The following is a 15,502-nucleotide window of genomic DNA, read 5'->3' on the forward strand; positions in this document are numbered from 1 at the left end:
GATTAGAGATCAGCAAGGGGGACGCAATGGCGACCACGAAAGGCTCGAACACAACGGCCACGGATGCCGTCCCGTCCGCCGTAAAACTGACCACCCTTTTTGGCGAACGGGAATTTGTCTGGGACAAGGCGATTTATTTCCCCGCCGGTCTCAAGGGCTTTCCGGATCATAACGTTTTCGCCCTGGCCAGCTTCCCGGGCGACAGCGGCAATGCCTTTCTTTTGATGCAGTGCCTGACCGAACCGGAACTGGCCTTTATCGTCGCGCCCTATAACCTTGAAAGCGATACGATCCGCCCCGAACATCTTGAACAGGCCTTTGCCATTCACGGCATCAAAAAGGAAGATGGTGCGGTTTTGCTGATCGTGACCCTGCACAAACCTGATGACGGCCCGGTCAGCATGTCGGTCAATCTGCGCGCCCCAATCATTATTGATACGTCCCGCCAGGCAGCGTTCCAGCATCACTTGCCCGAAGCCGGTGGCTACTCGTTCCATCACACACTGGACTGATCACGCTTTCAATTCGCGAGCCTATACACAACAAGCGCGGACAGCAGCGCTTGAGCCGCTCCTTTAATCCCCGACCATTCTTGAAATCGTCCCCATATGTCCTTGATCCCGCCACTTTTTCAAGCAAAGGTAGCGGTGTAAAAATAGGACCTTAGACGCCATCACAAAAAGGGATCGGGAATGTCAGCAGCATTGCGTAATCGTTTCGCACTGGCCGCTTTGTTGGGCTCGGCGGTATTTTTCGGACCGGATATCGAACCTGCCCGCGCACAAAGCCCGTCGGTTGATTTGTCCGCGGATGACCGCACCAGCCTGCAACTCACCGTCTATCCCGGCAATCTGTCACTGATTGCCGAGAAACGCGATGCCGCCATCCCCGAGGGCCAAAGCACCCTTCGCATTGATGGCCTGCCGCGTACCATCATGAATGACTCCTTCCTGCTGGGCACCGCCAAGGACGCAGACCTTGTCTGGACGTCGTTGCGCAATCGCAGCAACGGATCAAACGCGATTGACGATTTGCTGCGCGACCAGATCGGCAAGTCTGTCACCATTCGCCGCGATGATGACCTGATCGAAGGAACACTGATCGCGGTCACTCATGTTGCGCTGATCGAGACTGATGCGGGGCTGGAACAGATTCCGCTTGATCAGGTGATTATTTCCGAACTGCCAGATGGCTTTACCACCCGCCCGACCCTTGATGCCGACATCATAAGCGGCACGACCCTTGATCATGTATCCATGGCTTACCTTCTGGACGGGATTGGCTGGAATACGTCCTATACCGCTTATTATGATCGCGCGGAAAACAGCCTCAAGCTTACGGCAATTGCCAGGGTCATGAACGGATCGGGAAGCGATTACGAGAATGCGTCCTTGCGTCTGGTTGCCGGCGACCCCAACCGGGTTCAGCAGCCTCCGATGGTCAAGGCTGCACGTACTGAAATGATGATGTCTGCCATGGCCGATGGTGCGGTACCAGCAGCGGGCGCCCCGGATCGTGCAAGCTTTGAAAACCTGCATGTTTATGGTCCGTTTGACGGGCTTTCGATGCAGGATGGCGATACGGTGATATTGCCGTTGCTTGATCCGCAGGTTCTGCCGGTCAAACGCCACGCCATCTTTGCTGCATCAAGCAACGTCTACAACATGGGACAGAACGGCTCGGAAACCTTTATGCGCCCGAACCTTGAAATCGAGATCACCAACGAAGGCGGCAAAGACACCAAAAGCCCGTGGCCCGATGGCATCGTGCGCATCTATGCCAAAACCCCGGCAGGTGATACCGGCTATCTTTCAGAAGACATGATTTCGCTCACCCCGGTTGGTCGTGATGCGACCCTGCGCTTGGGCAAAGCCAGCGACCTCACAGGTACCCGCAATGTGACATCACTTGATCGCAAGGCACGCCCGAACCTGCCGGACGAAGTCAAAGCCGATCTGGAATGGACGATCAGCAACACCAGTGATCGCGCTGAAACCGTCACGATCCGCGAAAACCTGCCAACTGACTGGAAGGTGACCGCCGAAAGCCACAAGCACGAACGTCCACAACCCGGTCAGGTCAGCTGGGAAATCGACGTTCCGGCAAATAGCGACGTCACCCTCACCTGGTCTGTGGCCAGCACCCGCTGATCATATCGACCCGACCAAGAACACAAACGGCCGCAGGGATAGCTCCTTGTGGCCGTTTTGCTTTGGTGGGCTTGCCTCGCCTTAGCTTTTGCCACGCGCGCCATAAAACGCCTTGGCCAACGGCAAAAGCACCCCGGCGTCAGGCAACTGATCGGTCCGGCTGCACAGATCGGCATAGATACAAATCAGCTTGGTTAACAGAATGAACGCATCCTGATTGCGCATGCCCGCAAACGCACCAAGCACCTCAATCCCGTCACGGGCTGCATCGCTTGCCAGCTCAAGCTTCCCCGCCCCTTGCAGGGCCAGAACAAGGGCGGCCAGCGAGTACCCCAGGTCAAGCCGTTCGCGATCATCCTTGCGCCCGACGCAATTACGCAACCGGTCCTTGCGCAGTTCCACCGCCTGACAGGCAGCATCAACTGCCCATTCCCATTCCCCGGCCTCGATCTCAAGCGCAGCCCGGTTGTTCAGGCTAAGCGCCAAACCCGCCATCGCCGCATCACGCGCGGTTGGCAAATGGCGGGAAAAAATCGCGTCTGCGGCATCAAACATCTCCAATGCTGCGGCACGTTCTTCGGCGGCGTGATTACTGGCCATTTCAAGATACAGGCGCGCGACCGCAAGCGAATTGGGATCGGCCTTTTCAAGATAGGACAAGCGCAACGCAAATTCGTCCGTATTGTCCGTCATCCTGATCCTGCCACCTCTTTTCCGCGCCAAAGGCCCAACTGGCCGTGCAGGGAAAAGACGTTTGGCAACCCCACCTTGTGAAGGACGGCCATTCGGGGATAAGCTGTTTGACTGTTGTCCAAAGATGCTAGACACATTGGTGTCTGCTTTGCCCCACAGCCCGGAAACAAGCCTGAATGAGTACCCCCAACGAAACCTTGCGCGCCCTTTACGGCACATGGCGCCTTGCCCGTGGCGACGAACAAGGTCTTGGATTTTTTAACTTTTCGATCGATGGCTTTTGGCGCTCATTCCTGGCAGCCGCCATCGTGTTTCCGGCCTTTGCCTTTTTGCGCTGGAACGACATTTTTGACGCCCCAGAAGATTTCCCGGCAATGCGATATATGCTGGTCGAGGTCATTGCCTATGTCATCAAATGGGTCGCCTTTCCACTGATCATGTTCCACGTCATCCCGATGCTGGGCCGGGCGGAACGCTATATCGCTTTCATCACGGTCTATAACTGGGCAAGCGTCTTGCAGATGGGGCTGTATCTGGCCGCCTTGATGCTCGGGGTTTTGTTCCCCTCACTGGGTGCCGGTGGTTTTGTCTTTATCGCGGTGATCGCAACACTGGTTTATGGCGTCTATATCGCCAAGCTGACCCTGTCGGTGTCGATCCCGACCGCCAGTACCATTGTTCTGGCCGATTTCCTGTTGTCGCTGGTAATCACATCCATCGGTATCCGTCTGGCCGTCGGGCAGTTATTCTAGGGGCATACAAACCTTAAAAACAAAATCGCTTCAGGGAGAAACACACCATGAAACCCGTTCTTGCCGTCACCCGCCGACTGCCCGAAGCCGTTGCCAAGCGCGCCGCTGAAAGTTACGACATCCGCACCCAGGAAGACGACGATCCCCTGACCCGTGCCGAAATTCTGGCGCTTTGTCATGGCGCGGAAGCAGCACTTGTTTCGGTTGGTGATCCGATTGATGCTGAGTTCTTTGATCAACTGTCCGACAGTGTAAAAATCATCGCCACCTTCTCGGTCGGGACCGATCATATCGATCTGGCCGCCGCCAAGAAAAAAGGCGTGATCATTGGCAACACCCCGGGCGTTCTGACAGATGCCACAGCTGATATTGCATGGCTCCTGATCCTGGGCGCTGCACGTCGTGCCAGCGAGGGCGAGGCAGAAGTCCGCAACGCCACATGGTCAAGCTGGCGTCCGACCCACTTAATGGGAACGCAGGTGACTGGCAAGAAATTGGGCATCGTTGGCATGGGCCGGATCGGGCAGGCGGTTGCCAAACGCGCACGCGGTTTTGATATGGATATCCATTATTACAATCGCCGCCAATTGCCCGCAGATCAGGAAATGGGCGCAACCTATCACGACAGCATCGATGGCCTTTTGCCCCATTGCGATTTCCTGTCGCTGCATTGCCCCTCGACCCCTGAAACACGCGGCATGGTCAATACCGACTTCATTTCAAAGCTTCCTGATGGCGCAATCATCGTCAACACCGCGCGCGGCGATGTGGTCAATGACCAGGATCTGATTGCCGCACTTAAATCGGGCAAGCTGACCGCAGCCGGGCTGGATGTTTTTGCCGGTGAACCGAACATCGAACCGGCCTATCGCGATCTTAAAAACACTTTCCTGCTGCCGCATCTGGGATCGGCCACAGTCGAAACCCGCAATGCCATGGGCTTCCGCGCCCTTGATAACATCGATGCCTTTATCGCGGGCAAGGACGTGCCGTTTACGGTCTGATCTGCGCAAGTCGGCACGCAAAACAAAAGGCGCCAACTGGCGCCTTTTTTCGTATCAGAACATGATCGGCTTTTAGCCGAGATCACTTTCCTCGCCGGCTGGCAGTATACAGGCGATTTCGCGGCCATCTCGGCTGATCTTCACGCGACCACCATGGATTTCGACCACGGCCCGCACCATTGCCATACCCAGCGCACGGCGGGCTGACGGGCTTTCCCCATCGCGCAGGCCTTCAAACAGCATCGGCTGCGGTGCTTCGTCCGATAGCGAGATCGAAATTTCGATGTCCTCACCGCGCCGACGCGCAATCACAGAAACCTCGCTGCCTTCAGGGGCGGTGCGCAGCACATTGGTCACCAGAATAAACAGCGCCTGTTTAAGGCGGCGTTCATCGGCCACCATCCAGCCGATCTGACGCGAACAATAAAGGCGCAGTGATACATTCAGTTCCGCCAAACGTGCGCGCGTCAGTGCTTCGAGTGATCGCAGCAAACGCCGTGGGTCGACGGTATCAAGTTCAAGTGCGACCTGCCCCGATCCAAGGGTCGCCAGATCGCGCATGTCATCAACAAGGGCCAGCATGCTTTGTGCTTCGGTCCGAATGGTTTCAACCGACCGCGCGACATTGCCGGTCAGATGCGGGATCAAACGATCAGACTCGCCATTGATGTGATCAAGCGGTTTGGTCAGTTCGCGCGATACCGTCGAAATGAAGTCCGACTTCATCTGATCGGCGGTGCGCAAAGCCTCGTTACGTTCACGAAGCGCACGTTCGACCCGGATGGTGTCGGTGACATCGATATAGGACATCATCACCGCCCCGTCGGGCAGCGGCACGATGGCGAAATCAACAATCGAATTATCGGCCCGTTCCAAGCGGCCATTCATCGGTTCATGGTTGGTGATGCGCGCGACCATGCGGTTTTTGAATTTTTCCCAGTCGTCGCGTTCGCGCCAGTATTCCTTGGTTTTCTCGACCACATCGCCCAGATGCGGGGAGGCATCCAGGAACATGCTTTCAAGCCCCCACAGATCGGCAAAACCGTGGTTGTAAAGGCGCAACCGGCCATCACCGCTGATCACGCCAACCGCCTCATGCAGGCTTTCAAGCGTCTCGCGCTGAACCGCAATCAGGGTGTTATAGGAGCTTTCCAGAACCAGCTTGTCAGTCACATCCTCATACACAAACATCAAACCGCCAAACGGATGCGGCGAAATGAACCGCCGCAGCGTCATGCCATTTGGCAGATGCATCAGGTCTTCTTCAGGTTTGAGAAGATCGGTGAAACGCTGGTTTTCGGTATTGCGGAACTGGGTAAAATCGGCAACTTCGGGCAGCTTGCGTTCATCGCGCAGGCGCCTGAGAACATCATCATGGGTCGGCTCGGTCCACAGCCACTCGTCATCAAGGTCCCAAAGCTTGGTGAAGGCGGTGTTAAAGAAAATAAGCCCCTTGTCCCCGCCATAAACCGCAATCGCCGTACCCAGGTTTTCAAGCACCTCGGCATGGGCGCGGATATGGCGTGACAGATCAGACTGCAATTCTTCGACCGGGGTGCAATCAATCGCAAAGCCGATGAGGCCGTCTGGTTCATCCCCACCGCCAGCGGGCATTTCAGTAATGCGCAACAATTTGCGATCACCGCGAATGACGACATGAAAATCACGCGTCAGACTTTCACGATTGCGCTGAACCGATGCCGCCAAGGACCGTCCGTGATCGGGGATCACCCCGGCCCCGATTTCCGCCTGTGCCGCCAACGCATCTTCAATGCTGCCCTGTTCGACCGCATCGGCATAGGCCATGTTGCAATCAATCAGGCGAAGCTCGCCATCCCGGCGCCAAACCGGAAACGGCAGGCTATCAAGCAACTGACGCAGATCCGATACTTCGTGTTTAAGCAGCTGGAAATCGCCAAACTGGCTTTCGCGTTCGCGTGAATGACGCGTTTCATCCCGGAACCACAAACCATGCGCCAGCACATCCGATGACCGATCCTTGCGCGCCGCCATGCCCGTAACATGAAATTTGCGCTCATCAAGGGTGGTTACCCAAAGCTCAAACCGGTCATGCCCGGATTTAAGGTTCCGCACGCGCTCTTTCAGCGCATCGGCATCGTCATCGCGCAATAGATCCAGCAGATCGGGAAACCGTCCATCCTGACCAAGCTGAAAGGCACGCTTGAGAGCCGGACTGGCCCCCTCGGCAAAGCCTTGTCGGCTCCAGTAGTAAACCGGGTCGGGACCGGCAAACAGAAGTTGGGTAAAAAGCTCGGTCTCACCGGCCAATTCATGTTCGTGATCTTCGACTTCTTCAAGATGACGGCGCATACGCAACGACAATCGCCAGCCAACCCAACCGGCAATCGCCGCACCACCCGCTGCGGCTAATCCAACCACCAGCCAATCACGATCACTGAGGCCAGCCAGGCTTCCGAAAATCGTTGCGCCAATGCCATCGGGTTGAGCGGTCTGGGCAGCACCTGCGCCCCCGTTTGCATCGGTGTTCAGGCGGAATTTTTCCTGGGCCTGTACCGTGCCGGACAGAATCAGCGCACCAACAATCGACCCTGCACGCAGCCAAAGGTCGGGACGCGTCAAATCAGGCAGTCTGCGCAAAATCGCCACTGCCTTCTTGTCTGCTCCAACCTGTCTGGAAGCTTGCTCGGATGCTTGCCGTGTCACGTGTTGTTAACCGTTTGTGTTTATGAGCTATTATTATGGTGAAAACGCGGTACTTTTACCACCGTTTCGCATCATCGCGGCAACAGCCTTGTCTGATGGCGTGTTCCATAGAGAAATCTTGCGGAAAAACCGCGATGACATGGCTTTTGAATCGGGCTATGTGTGCGGGACCACTTTAACAACAGACAAGACGTACCCGTCATTTCCAAGATGAGCCCAAAACCGCAGCTAGATCTTTTTGCACCGCGCGCCGAGGCACGACCTGCTGCGCCACAAAAGGACTCTGCCGCGCTCAAGGCAGCTGCAAAGCCCAAACCGGAAATCGGCGATCTGTTTGACACCAATTTCAATGCCGATGACATCGCCGAATGGGAACTGCTTTTTCGCGATGTGCCGCAATATAACTACCATTTCAAACGCGCCCAGATCGCCTCGGCCTTTGACCGGCCCTTGCACAAAAAACTGATCGCATCACCCGCGTTTGAACGGTTGCGCGAAATCTCGTTTCTCGGCGCCATCGACTATCTGTTCCATCCCAATGGACGTCCGGCCAATATCCGTCATTCGCGTTATGACCACACCATCGGTGTGGCCCTGCTGTCGCAACGCTATTGCCGTTTGATGGGGCTATCGGATGCAGATTGCGATCTGCTGGGGGCAGCGGCCCTGTTGCATGATATCGGCCATGGCCCGTTTTCGCACACGCTGGAACCGGAATTTGCCCGCCGCTTTAACCGCAACCACCATCAACTGACCAATCAGATCATCACCGGTGAAGTTGCGCTGGACCTGTCGGTCAATCATCTGCTGGTCAAGCATGGGGTCGACCCGGACGAAGTCATCGCGCTTTTATCCAAAAAGTCCGATCACCCGCATGCCGCCCTTTTTTCCGGCCCGGTCAATATCGACACGCTGGAAGGCATCAGCCGCACCAAAACCTACGTCCATCCCAATCATGTGCATTGCCATCCGCGCCTGTTGCTCGAAGCTGCGGTCAAACTGGACGCAGAGTCGCTTAAGCGCTTGGACAAGTTCTGGCAGCTCAAGGAAGACATCTATCGCAATTTCATCTTTGGTCCGATGTGTTTTGCCACCGACCATCTGTGCCGCGAATTTGTTGTCAAAAACGCGCCGGACTTTGCCGCCGATGATTTCCTGCTGACCGAAAAGGCATTCTTGAACAGCCATCCGGCGTTCAAGAAATTCCTGCACAGTCTGAAAAACCGCATCGAACTCGATGGCGTTGCCGACGCGGTTGACCATCAAATCAGCGCATCGGCCAGCACCCTTGACCTGCACGAGGCCAAAGTCCCGCGTCGTGAATTTCATATCAACACCGATGTCGAAGTCCGCTGCTTTGCTGATCTGTCCAAACGCTATTACGAGGAAAAGCATTCCTTCCTGCGCCGTGTCGGCAGCCTGACCGATCCGGCCCAACAAGCAGCTGCGGCAAGTCTGTTTGACTGACAAAACCGCGTCAGGCACGACTGCAACTTTGGTCCGGATGGCACTAACAACCGGATTTTCGCGATACTCAACCAGAAACTGATAAACGCCCTTTTAATCTTTAAAGTATAGGGAATGATCAGTTCGGGCCGTTTTCAACGAGTCGCAGCAAGGAACTAATCCGATCCTGTTACCGCAAACCATCGCAACCAATCAGCACTACTCGGCCACCCGTTTGGCCGAGATGCGCGACGCCTTGGGCAAAAGCCTGTCGGGGGATACATTTTGCGTGGTGGTCACCGGGTCCTATGGACGGCACGAGGCATCCGATCAATCCGATCTTGATTACTTTATCATTGGCCGCGAAGCAGAACGCCGTCAGGCCCCGCATCAGCAGGTCGCTGACATCCTTGGCAAGATGGTCACCAAGAAGCCAGCCGTGAACGGCCCGTTTTCGTCCTATATCACGGCCGAGGAACTGGTTAATCGCATTGGTCTTGATGGCGACACCAACTCGATCACCACCCGGCGCCTGCTGTTTTTGCTGGAATGTGAGTGGCTTTATAACGAGGCGGGCAAACGCAAATTCTTTGACGATCTGATCGCCAACTACGTCACCAGTTCGGTCACCCGGGACTCTATTGCGCGTTTTCTGGTCAATGACGTAATCCGTTACTACCGTACGATCAGCGTCGATTTTGAAATCAAGACCCGCGAAGGCGACGCCAGCAAGGCCTGGGCGCCAAGACGCCTGAAACTCGTTTTCTCACGTAAGATGCTTTATTTTGGCGGCATTATCGCAGCAGCAGAAACCGCAGGACGTGATTATGCCGGTAAACGCGAAAAACTGTCGGAACTTTTACAGCTTCCGCCCATCACGCGACTACAAACCGTATTTGGCGAAAAAAGCCTGCCGGCGCTGGAGCTTTATGACCGTTTCCTGCGCGAGCTTTCTGATCCGGAAGTGCGGGCGCGCCTTGATGGTGTCGGTCCGCATGATCGCAATGATACGGAATTGCGATCCCTGCTGGATGCCGGCAAGGGCTTCTCACGCGAACTGATCAAATTGCTCAATGATCGCTATGGACCGGATCACCCGATCCACGAAGCGCTTTTGATGTAACCGCCCATCCAATCCGGTGCCTGATCAGGCACCGCGCCCGCCATCTGTGACATGCTTGAAATAGTTTTCCCGATCAAGGTCATGTACCTCGACGGTAAACTGTACCTTATGTCCCCCAACCAGCCATTCCAGCCGATCGATCAGGGCAGCAAGGGCGGCTTCGCCGGTCGCAAATTTCACCGCATTGATCCGGCCAGACAGCAACCGGATATCCAGATGCACCATGGCATTTTTCGGATCGCCATCGCCGATCACGACATTTTCCAACGGCGTAATCCGGGTCTTGAAGGACCCCAGTTCCGCATCGGCTTCGCGGGCAATCACGTAATGCAGGTCAACGGCCAGTTTGCGCAATTCGTCGCCTATTGGCAGTTGGGCAGAATATTCGATTTCAAGCTGCGGCATGGTTCAATCCGATTGGTTCTGGCGACCAGTTGTATCAGCATTTTGTGAGATCAGCACAAAAAAAGCCGGCCTGAACAAGCAGACCGGCTTTGATGTAAATCGGCAGATGCCAATTAGTAACGGTAGTGTTCCGGCTTGAACGGACCAGCCTGCGGAACGCCGATATATTCGGCCTGTTCAGACGACAGTTTGGTCAGTTTCACGCCAAGACGATCAAGGTGCAGGGCTGCAACTTTCTCATCAAGATGTTTCGGAAGGACATAAACCTTGTTTTCGTAATTCGCGTGGTTTTTCCACAGCTCGATCTGGGCCAGCACCTGGTTGGTGAAGGACGCAGACATCACGAAGCTCGGGTGACCGGTTGCACAACCAAGGTTGACCAGACGGCCTTCGGCCAGAACGATCAGACGCTTGCCATCCGGGAATTCGACTTCGTCGACCTGCGGCTTGACGTTGTCCCACTTGTAGTTCTTGAGCGAACCGATCTGGATTTCGGAATCGAAGTGACCGATGTTGCAAACGATTGCACGGTCTTTCATCGCACGCATGTGGTCGATGGTGATGATGTCGATATTACCCGTGGTGGTGACGAAAATGTCGCCAACCGGGGCTGCGTCTTCCATGGTGGTGACTTCGTAACCTTCCATCGCGGCCTGCAATGCGCAGATCGGATCGATTTCAGTCACAAGAACACGTGCACCCTGGCTACGCATGGACGCGGCCGAACCTTTGCCAACGTCGCCGAAACCGGCAACAACGGCAATTTTACCCGCAACCATCACGTCGGTTGCGCGCTTGATGCCATCAACAAGCGATTCGCGGCAGCCATACAGGTTGTCGAATTTCGACTTGGTGACCGAGTCATTGACGTTGATTGCCGGGACCTTGAGCGTCCCTTTTTTCGCCATTTCATACAGGCGATGCACACCGGTAGTGGTTTCTTCCGACAGACCTTTGATGTCTTCAAGAAGTTCCGGATATTTCTCGTGGATCAGCTGGGTAACGTCGCCACCATCATCGAGGATCAGGTTCGGCTTCCAGCCGTCCGGACCAGCAATGGTCTGCTCGATGCACCACCAGAATTCTTCCTCGGTCTCGCCTTTCCACGCGAAGACCGGGATTTCAGCAGCTGCAATCGCCGCAGCAGCCTGATCCTGGGTCGAGAAGATGTTGCATGAAGACCAGCGAACTTCCGCACCAAGTGCCGTAAGGGTCTCAATCAGAACTGCAGTCTGAATGGTCATGTGCAGGCAGCCAACGATGCGCGCGCCAGCAAGCGGCTTTGCCGCGCCATATTCTTCGCGCAGCGCCATCAGGCCCGGCATTTCGGTTTCGGCAATCGCGATTTCCTTGCGGCCCCAACCAGCCAGCGAGATATCCGCGACCTTGTAATCGGTAAAGTTCGACATATCGTCTCCAATCAAACAGGAATGGCGCATCCGCATGGGATTTCTATCCCGCCGATACGCCGATAAATTCTGTTGCGGTCCTATCCCTGACCGCGATAGGTCACATATAAAGATATCTTTATATTGTTTTCAAGTCCTTTTTTGTGTGAATTTGCATCCTGCACAAATCAAGACCGGCCGACGCACTGCCATGCCTTGGAATCCGCGCCATTACAGGCAGGGACAAACAAGGACATAACGGGCATGAAACTGCCCCCTATGTTGGGATGCACGTTGATCAGAACAAGCTATGACTGGCGGGATTTGTCAGGCGAGGTCGTTAAAGTCATCAAGCATCATGGCAATGCGCGCTGAGTCCCATTGCTCCATGACGCGGTTGGCCTGATGTTCGGAATTGCGGCTGTCAAGGCGACGCAACCGTTGTTTGACCAACAAAATATTGACCGGTGACATCGAAAGATTGCGCAAACCAAATCCGATAAACAGGGGCACATAGCGCGGATCACCGGCCATCTCACCACAAACACTGACCGGAATATCACGCTCGCCGGCAACCTTGATCACATCGCGGATCAGGCGCAATACAGCCGGATGCAACGGATCAAACATCCCCGCTACCTGATCATCGGTGCGATCAATCGCAAGCGTGTATTGCGTCAGGTCATTGGTCCCGATGGCAAAGAAATCACTGTCACGCGCCAGCGTATCGACCGCCAGTGCTGCCGCCGGAATCTCGATCATGGCCCCCAGTGGCGGCAGGGCTTCGGGAATCGGGTGACCGTCCTTGCGCAGGCGTTTGGCCACTGCCTCGTAAATCTGACGCGCCCGCGTCATTTCATGCACACCGACCACCATCGGGATCAGAACCCGGACCGGCCCATGCAGGGATGCGCGCAGGATGGCAGAAAACTGGGCTTCCAGCAGGTCGGTCTTGCGCAAGGATAACCGCACCCCGCGCAATCCAAGTGCCGGGTTCGGACCAGAACCAATTTCATTTTGAAGCGCGACGGCCAGTTTTTCGCCGCCGACATCAAGTGTACGGATGGTGACCGGTTTGCCTTCCATGCGTTTGACGATATCAGCCAGTTCTGCGTATTGCTCGTCCTCGTCTGGCAGATAGTCCTTGTTCATGAACATGAACTCGCTGCGCAGAAGGCCAATGCCACTCGCCCCGTTTTCAAGGGCGGCGGATAGTTCAATCGGCAATTCGATATTGGCATGCAGATCGATATCAATCCCGTCGCGTGTGGCGGATGGCACATCGCGCAGGCTTGCCAGCTTTTCACGTGCGGCCAGCCAGTCAGCCCGGCGTTGGGTGTAATGTTGGATATCGGCATCAGTGGGTGAAATGATCACTTCACCGCGCCCACCATCGACAATGATCTGATCACCGCCGCGGACACCGCGAATGATGTCTGCCGCCCCCAAAACCGCCGGAATACCAAGCGAACGGGCCATAATGGCTGTATGCCCCTCGGCCCCGCCAAGCGCGGTCACAAAGGCAGTCAGCTGCCCGGGTTCAAACCGCGCCATGTCGGCCGGACTGACATCCTCGGCAATCAGGATCGATCCCTTGGGGGCCTTGTCAGCCACCCGGTCGGTTTCCCCCATCAGGCAGCGCATCAGACGCAGGCCAACCTCGCGGATATCGGTCGCACGGGCCGCGATATAGCTGTCATCCATGCCTGAAAACTGATCAGCAATCGCGTCAATCACGTCGCTGACCGCATGCACGGCATTGAGCTTTTTGGAAACGATCAGTTCTTCGGCCCCGCGCACCAAGCGCGATTGCGTCAGCATGTGGATATAGGCATCCAGCAGGAAGCCAAGCTCCTCGGATGCGGCACTTTCTTTGGTCGATGATTGGGATTTCAGCCGTTTGAGCTGATCAATACTTTCGGCAACACCATCATGCAGGCGTTTGCATTCGGCCTCTACGGCATCATCCGCAATCGGTGTGCGGCTGACCTGAATGATCTGGCGGTCCAGAACAAAGGCACGACCGATAACAATCCCGCCCGATGCGCCCAACCCGGTGATGACCCGCCGGACGCCCGTGGTGTTTTCATCTGAAACGGTTTGGTCTGTCGGAGGAACTTGCAAGCTTCGTAAGAGCCTTATCCATTTACGGTCGGATGGGTCTTATTCTTCATCGAACTTGGCATCGACCAGTTCATTAAGCGCATCAATTGCCTGCGTGGCGTCCGGGCCGGTCGCCTCGACCTCGATCTCGGTGCCAATGGATGCTGCCAGCATCATCAACCCCATGATCGACACACCCGATACTTCGGTACCGCGGTTGCGGACCATGATGCTCGATTTAAATTCGCCTGCCAGTTTAACAAATTTTGCAGCCGCCCGCGCGTGCAATCCGCGCTGGTTGCTGATTGTTAAAATGCGTTTTTCCTTCTGCGCCATCTATGTCCCCGCAAGCCAGATGCGTTGTCCCCGTGCATCCGGCCCTGTTCTTTTTGTTGCCGACTTATTCCTCGCCGCTCAGCAGACGCGACGCAACGTTGATATATTTACGCCCCGCATCCTGGGCCGCGTTGACCGTTTCGGCCAGGGTGCCGTCGATGCGAACAGATGCGAGTTTAATCAACAAAGGTAAATTAACCCCTGCGATCACTTCGACATTTGCCTGTTCCATAATGGAAATCGCCAGATTGGACGGGGTACCGCCAAACATGTCGGTCAACAGCACAACACCTTTGCCACTGTCGACCTTTTCGACACTGGCGAGAATGTCCGAACGGCGTTGTTCCATGTCGTCATCGGGTCCGATACAGACCGCTTCGACATTTTCCTGTTCGCCAACAACATGCTGCAAGGCAGATACGAACTCTTTCGCGAGATCGCCGTGGGTGACCAGCACCATCCCGATCATGCAGTTTTCTCCATTTTATCACTCCCCCGAGGTCGGCTCGTCCGGTTTGTCCCGATGGCTGAGATGTGTGTCATATCCCAGATCGGCAATCCAGTCATTGAGTAACCGCGCGATATAAACCGAACGATGTTGACCACCTGTACATCCGACCGCAATGGTCAGATAGCTTTTACCTTCCTGCGCATAACGCGGCAAAATCGGCTCCAGCATTGCCTTCAGGCGGCTGACAAACCCGGCGAAGTCCGGGTCTTCTTCTATATAGTGCCCGACGGCCGCATTCATCCCGGTCATCAGGCGAAGCTCGGGATCATAATGCGGGTTGCGCAGAAAGCGAACGTCAAAAACCAGATCGGCTTCTGCCGGTACGCCCTGACGGAACGAAAAGCTGCGCACAAAGATCGCCATGCCTTCGGTTTCGCCAATATCAAACTGATCCTGCAGGATCTTGCGAAGCTCGGCTGACTTCAGCCGCGATGTATCAATGCGCATATCCGCCGTCGCCGCAATCGGCGCCATCAGGCGTTTTTCATGCTCGATCGCATCGACCAGCGGCCGGTCATGGCTGAGCGGATGCGGGCGTCTGGTTTCGGTAAAGCGGCGCTGCAACACAGCCGTATCGGCATCGACATAGATCATCAACGGGTCCATGCCCGTCTGGTTGCGCAATCGACCGACAATCTCGACAAACTGATCGACACCGAAATCACGTGAGCGGATATCAAGGCCAATCGCAATCGGCTGTTCCGGGCGACAATCACTTGGCACCAGCATGGAAAGCATCCGAAGCGGCAGGTTATCGACCGCATCAAAGCCGAAATCTTCCAAAATCTTGAGCGTGGTCGTCCGTCCGGCACCAGATACACCGGTGACAAGAACCAGTCCGCTTCTGCCATCAAACGCGCCAAGGGCGTTATTGTGGCTCTCAGAAGAATTCACCGGAGTTTTCTG

At 55.6% G+C, this 15,502-nt stretch carries 13 protein-coding genes and 1 pseudogene; 6 read left to right on the forward strand and 8 right to left on the reverse strand.

Annotation, left to right across the window (positions count from 1 at the left end; genetic code table 11):
* The first annotated feature begins 26 nt into the window (after positions 1–26).
* Both fliW and HED22_RS03870 read left to right on the forward strand, forming a co-directional pair.
* On the forward strand, positions 27–512 hold the full coding sequence (gene fliW / locus HED22_RS03865; RefSeq protein ID WP_167719256.1) for a flagellar assembly protein FliW: 486 nt from the start codon (positions 27–29) through the stop codon (positions 510–512).
* A gap of 180 nt (positions 513–692) precedes the next feature.
* A complete protein-coding gene (locus tag HED22_RS03870; RefSeq protein WP_167719260.1) occupies positions 693–2,150 on the forward strand; it encodes a DUF4139 domain-containing protein in 1,458 nt (485 codons plus the stop codon).
* An 81-nt stretch (positions 2,151–2,231) separates the two neighbouring features.
* Here HED22_RS03870 and HED22_RS03875 read toward each other — a convergent pair whose 3' ends face one another.
* Positions 2,232–2,843, reverse strand: a complete 612-nt coding sequence (locus HED22_RS03875) for a hypothetical protein (RefSeq protein WP_167719263.1) — start codon at positions 2,841–2,843, stop codon at positions 2,232–2,234.
* Positions 2,844–3,019: 176 nt separating this feature from the next.
* On the opposite strand from HED22_RS03875, the gene HED22_RS03880 reads away from it, so the two are divergent.
* Positions 3,020–3,595, forward strand: coding sequence for a hypothetical protein (locus tag HED22_RS03880; protein WP_167719266.1), 576 nt, complete (start codon positions 3,020–3,022; stop codon positions 3,593–3,595).
* Positions 3,596–3,642: 47 nt separating this feature from the next.
* Positions 3,643–4,599, forward strand: a complete 957-nt coding sequence (locus HED22_RS03885; protein ID WP_167719270.1) for a D-glycerate dehydrogenase — start codon at positions 3,643–3,645, stop codon at positions 4,597–4,599.
* Between the two features lie 72 nt (positions 4,600–4,671).
* On the opposite strand, the gene HED22_RS03890 is transcribed toward HED22_RS03885, so the two are convergent.
* Complete coding sequence (locus HED22_RS03890; RefSeq protein ID WP_254869744.1) at positions 4,672–7,200, reverse strand: PAS domain-containing sensor histidine kinase; 2,529 nt, start codon at positions 7,198–7,200, stop codon at positions 4,672–4,674.
* A gap of 294 nt (positions 7,201–7,494) precedes the next feature.
* Here HED22_RS03890 and HED22_RS03895 point away from each other — a divergent pair, with 294 nt between their 5' ends.
* Complete coding sequence (locus HED22_RS03895) at positions 7,495–8,751, forward strand: HD domain-containing protein (RefSeq protein WP_167719273.1); 1,257 nt, start codon at positions 7,495–7,497, stop codon at positions 8,749–8,751.
* A 157-nt stretch (positions 8,752–8,908) separates the two neighbouring features.
* Positions 8,909–9,853: pseudogene (locus tag HED22_RS03900) on the forward strand (DUF294 nucleotidyltransferase-like domain-containing protein); the annotation flags it as partial.
* A 24-nt stretch (positions 9,854–9,877) separates the two neighbouring features.
* On the opposite strand, the gene HED22_RS03905 reads toward HED22_RS03900, so the two are convergent.
* The 6 genes from HED22_RS03905 to rapZ all read right to left on the reverse strand — a co-directional run bounded on the left by HED22_RS03905 (position 9,878) and on the right by rapZ (position 15,490).
* On the reverse strand, positions 9,878–10,258 hold the full coding sequence (locus tag HED22_RS03905; RefSeq protein ID WP_167719276.1) for a 5-carboxymethyl-2-hydroxymuconate Delta-isomerase: 381 nt from the start codon (positions 10,256–10,258) through the stop codon (positions 9,878–9,880).
* A 113-nt stretch (positions 10,259–10,371) separates the two neighbouring features.
* Positions 10,372–11,667 carry an adenosylhomocysteinase gene (gene ahcY, locus HED22_RS03910; protein WP_167719279.1) on the reverse strand — a complete coding sequence of 432 codons (1,296 nt, stop codon included), beginning with the start codon at positions 11,665–11,667 and terminating at the stop codon, positions 10,372–10,374.
* A gap of 306 nt (positions 11,668–11,973) precedes the next feature.
* Positions 11,974–13,770 carry a phosphoenolpyruvate--protein phosphotransferase gene (gene ptsP / locus HED22_RS03915; protein ID WP_254869745.1) on the reverse strand — a complete coding sequence of 599 codons (1,797 nt, stop codon included), beginning with the start codon at positions 13,768–13,770 and terminating at the stop codon, positions 11,974–11,976.
* A 39-nt stretch (positions 13,771–13,809) separates the two neighbouring features.
* Entirely contained in the window at positions 13,810–14,085 is a 276-nt protein-coding gene (locus tag HED22_RS03920; RefSeq protein ID WP_167719282.1) for an HPr family phosphocarrier protein, read from the reverse strand.
* Positions 14,086–14,149: 64 nt separating this feature from the next.
* The gene (locus tag HED22_RS03925) at positions 14,150–14,554 is read right to left on the reverse strand and encodes a PTS sugar transporter subunit IIA (protein WP_101246919.1); all 405 of its coding nucleotides are present in this window, start codon (positions 14,552–14,554) and stop codon (positions 14,150–14,152) included.
* Positions 14,555–14,572: 18 nt separating this feature from the next.
* Complete coding sequence (gene rapZ / locus HED22_RS03930; protein WP_368484468.1) at positions 14,573–15,490, reverse strand: RNase adapter RapZ; 918 nt, start codon at positions 15,488–15,490, stop codon at positions 14,573–14,575.
* Positions 15,491–15,502: the final 12 nt, after the last annotated feature.

This window comes from Thalassospira sp. HF15 (assembly GCF_011806525.1).
Lineage (GTDB): Bacteria > Pseudomonadota > Alphaproteobacteria > Rhodospirillales > Thalassospiraceae > Thalassospira.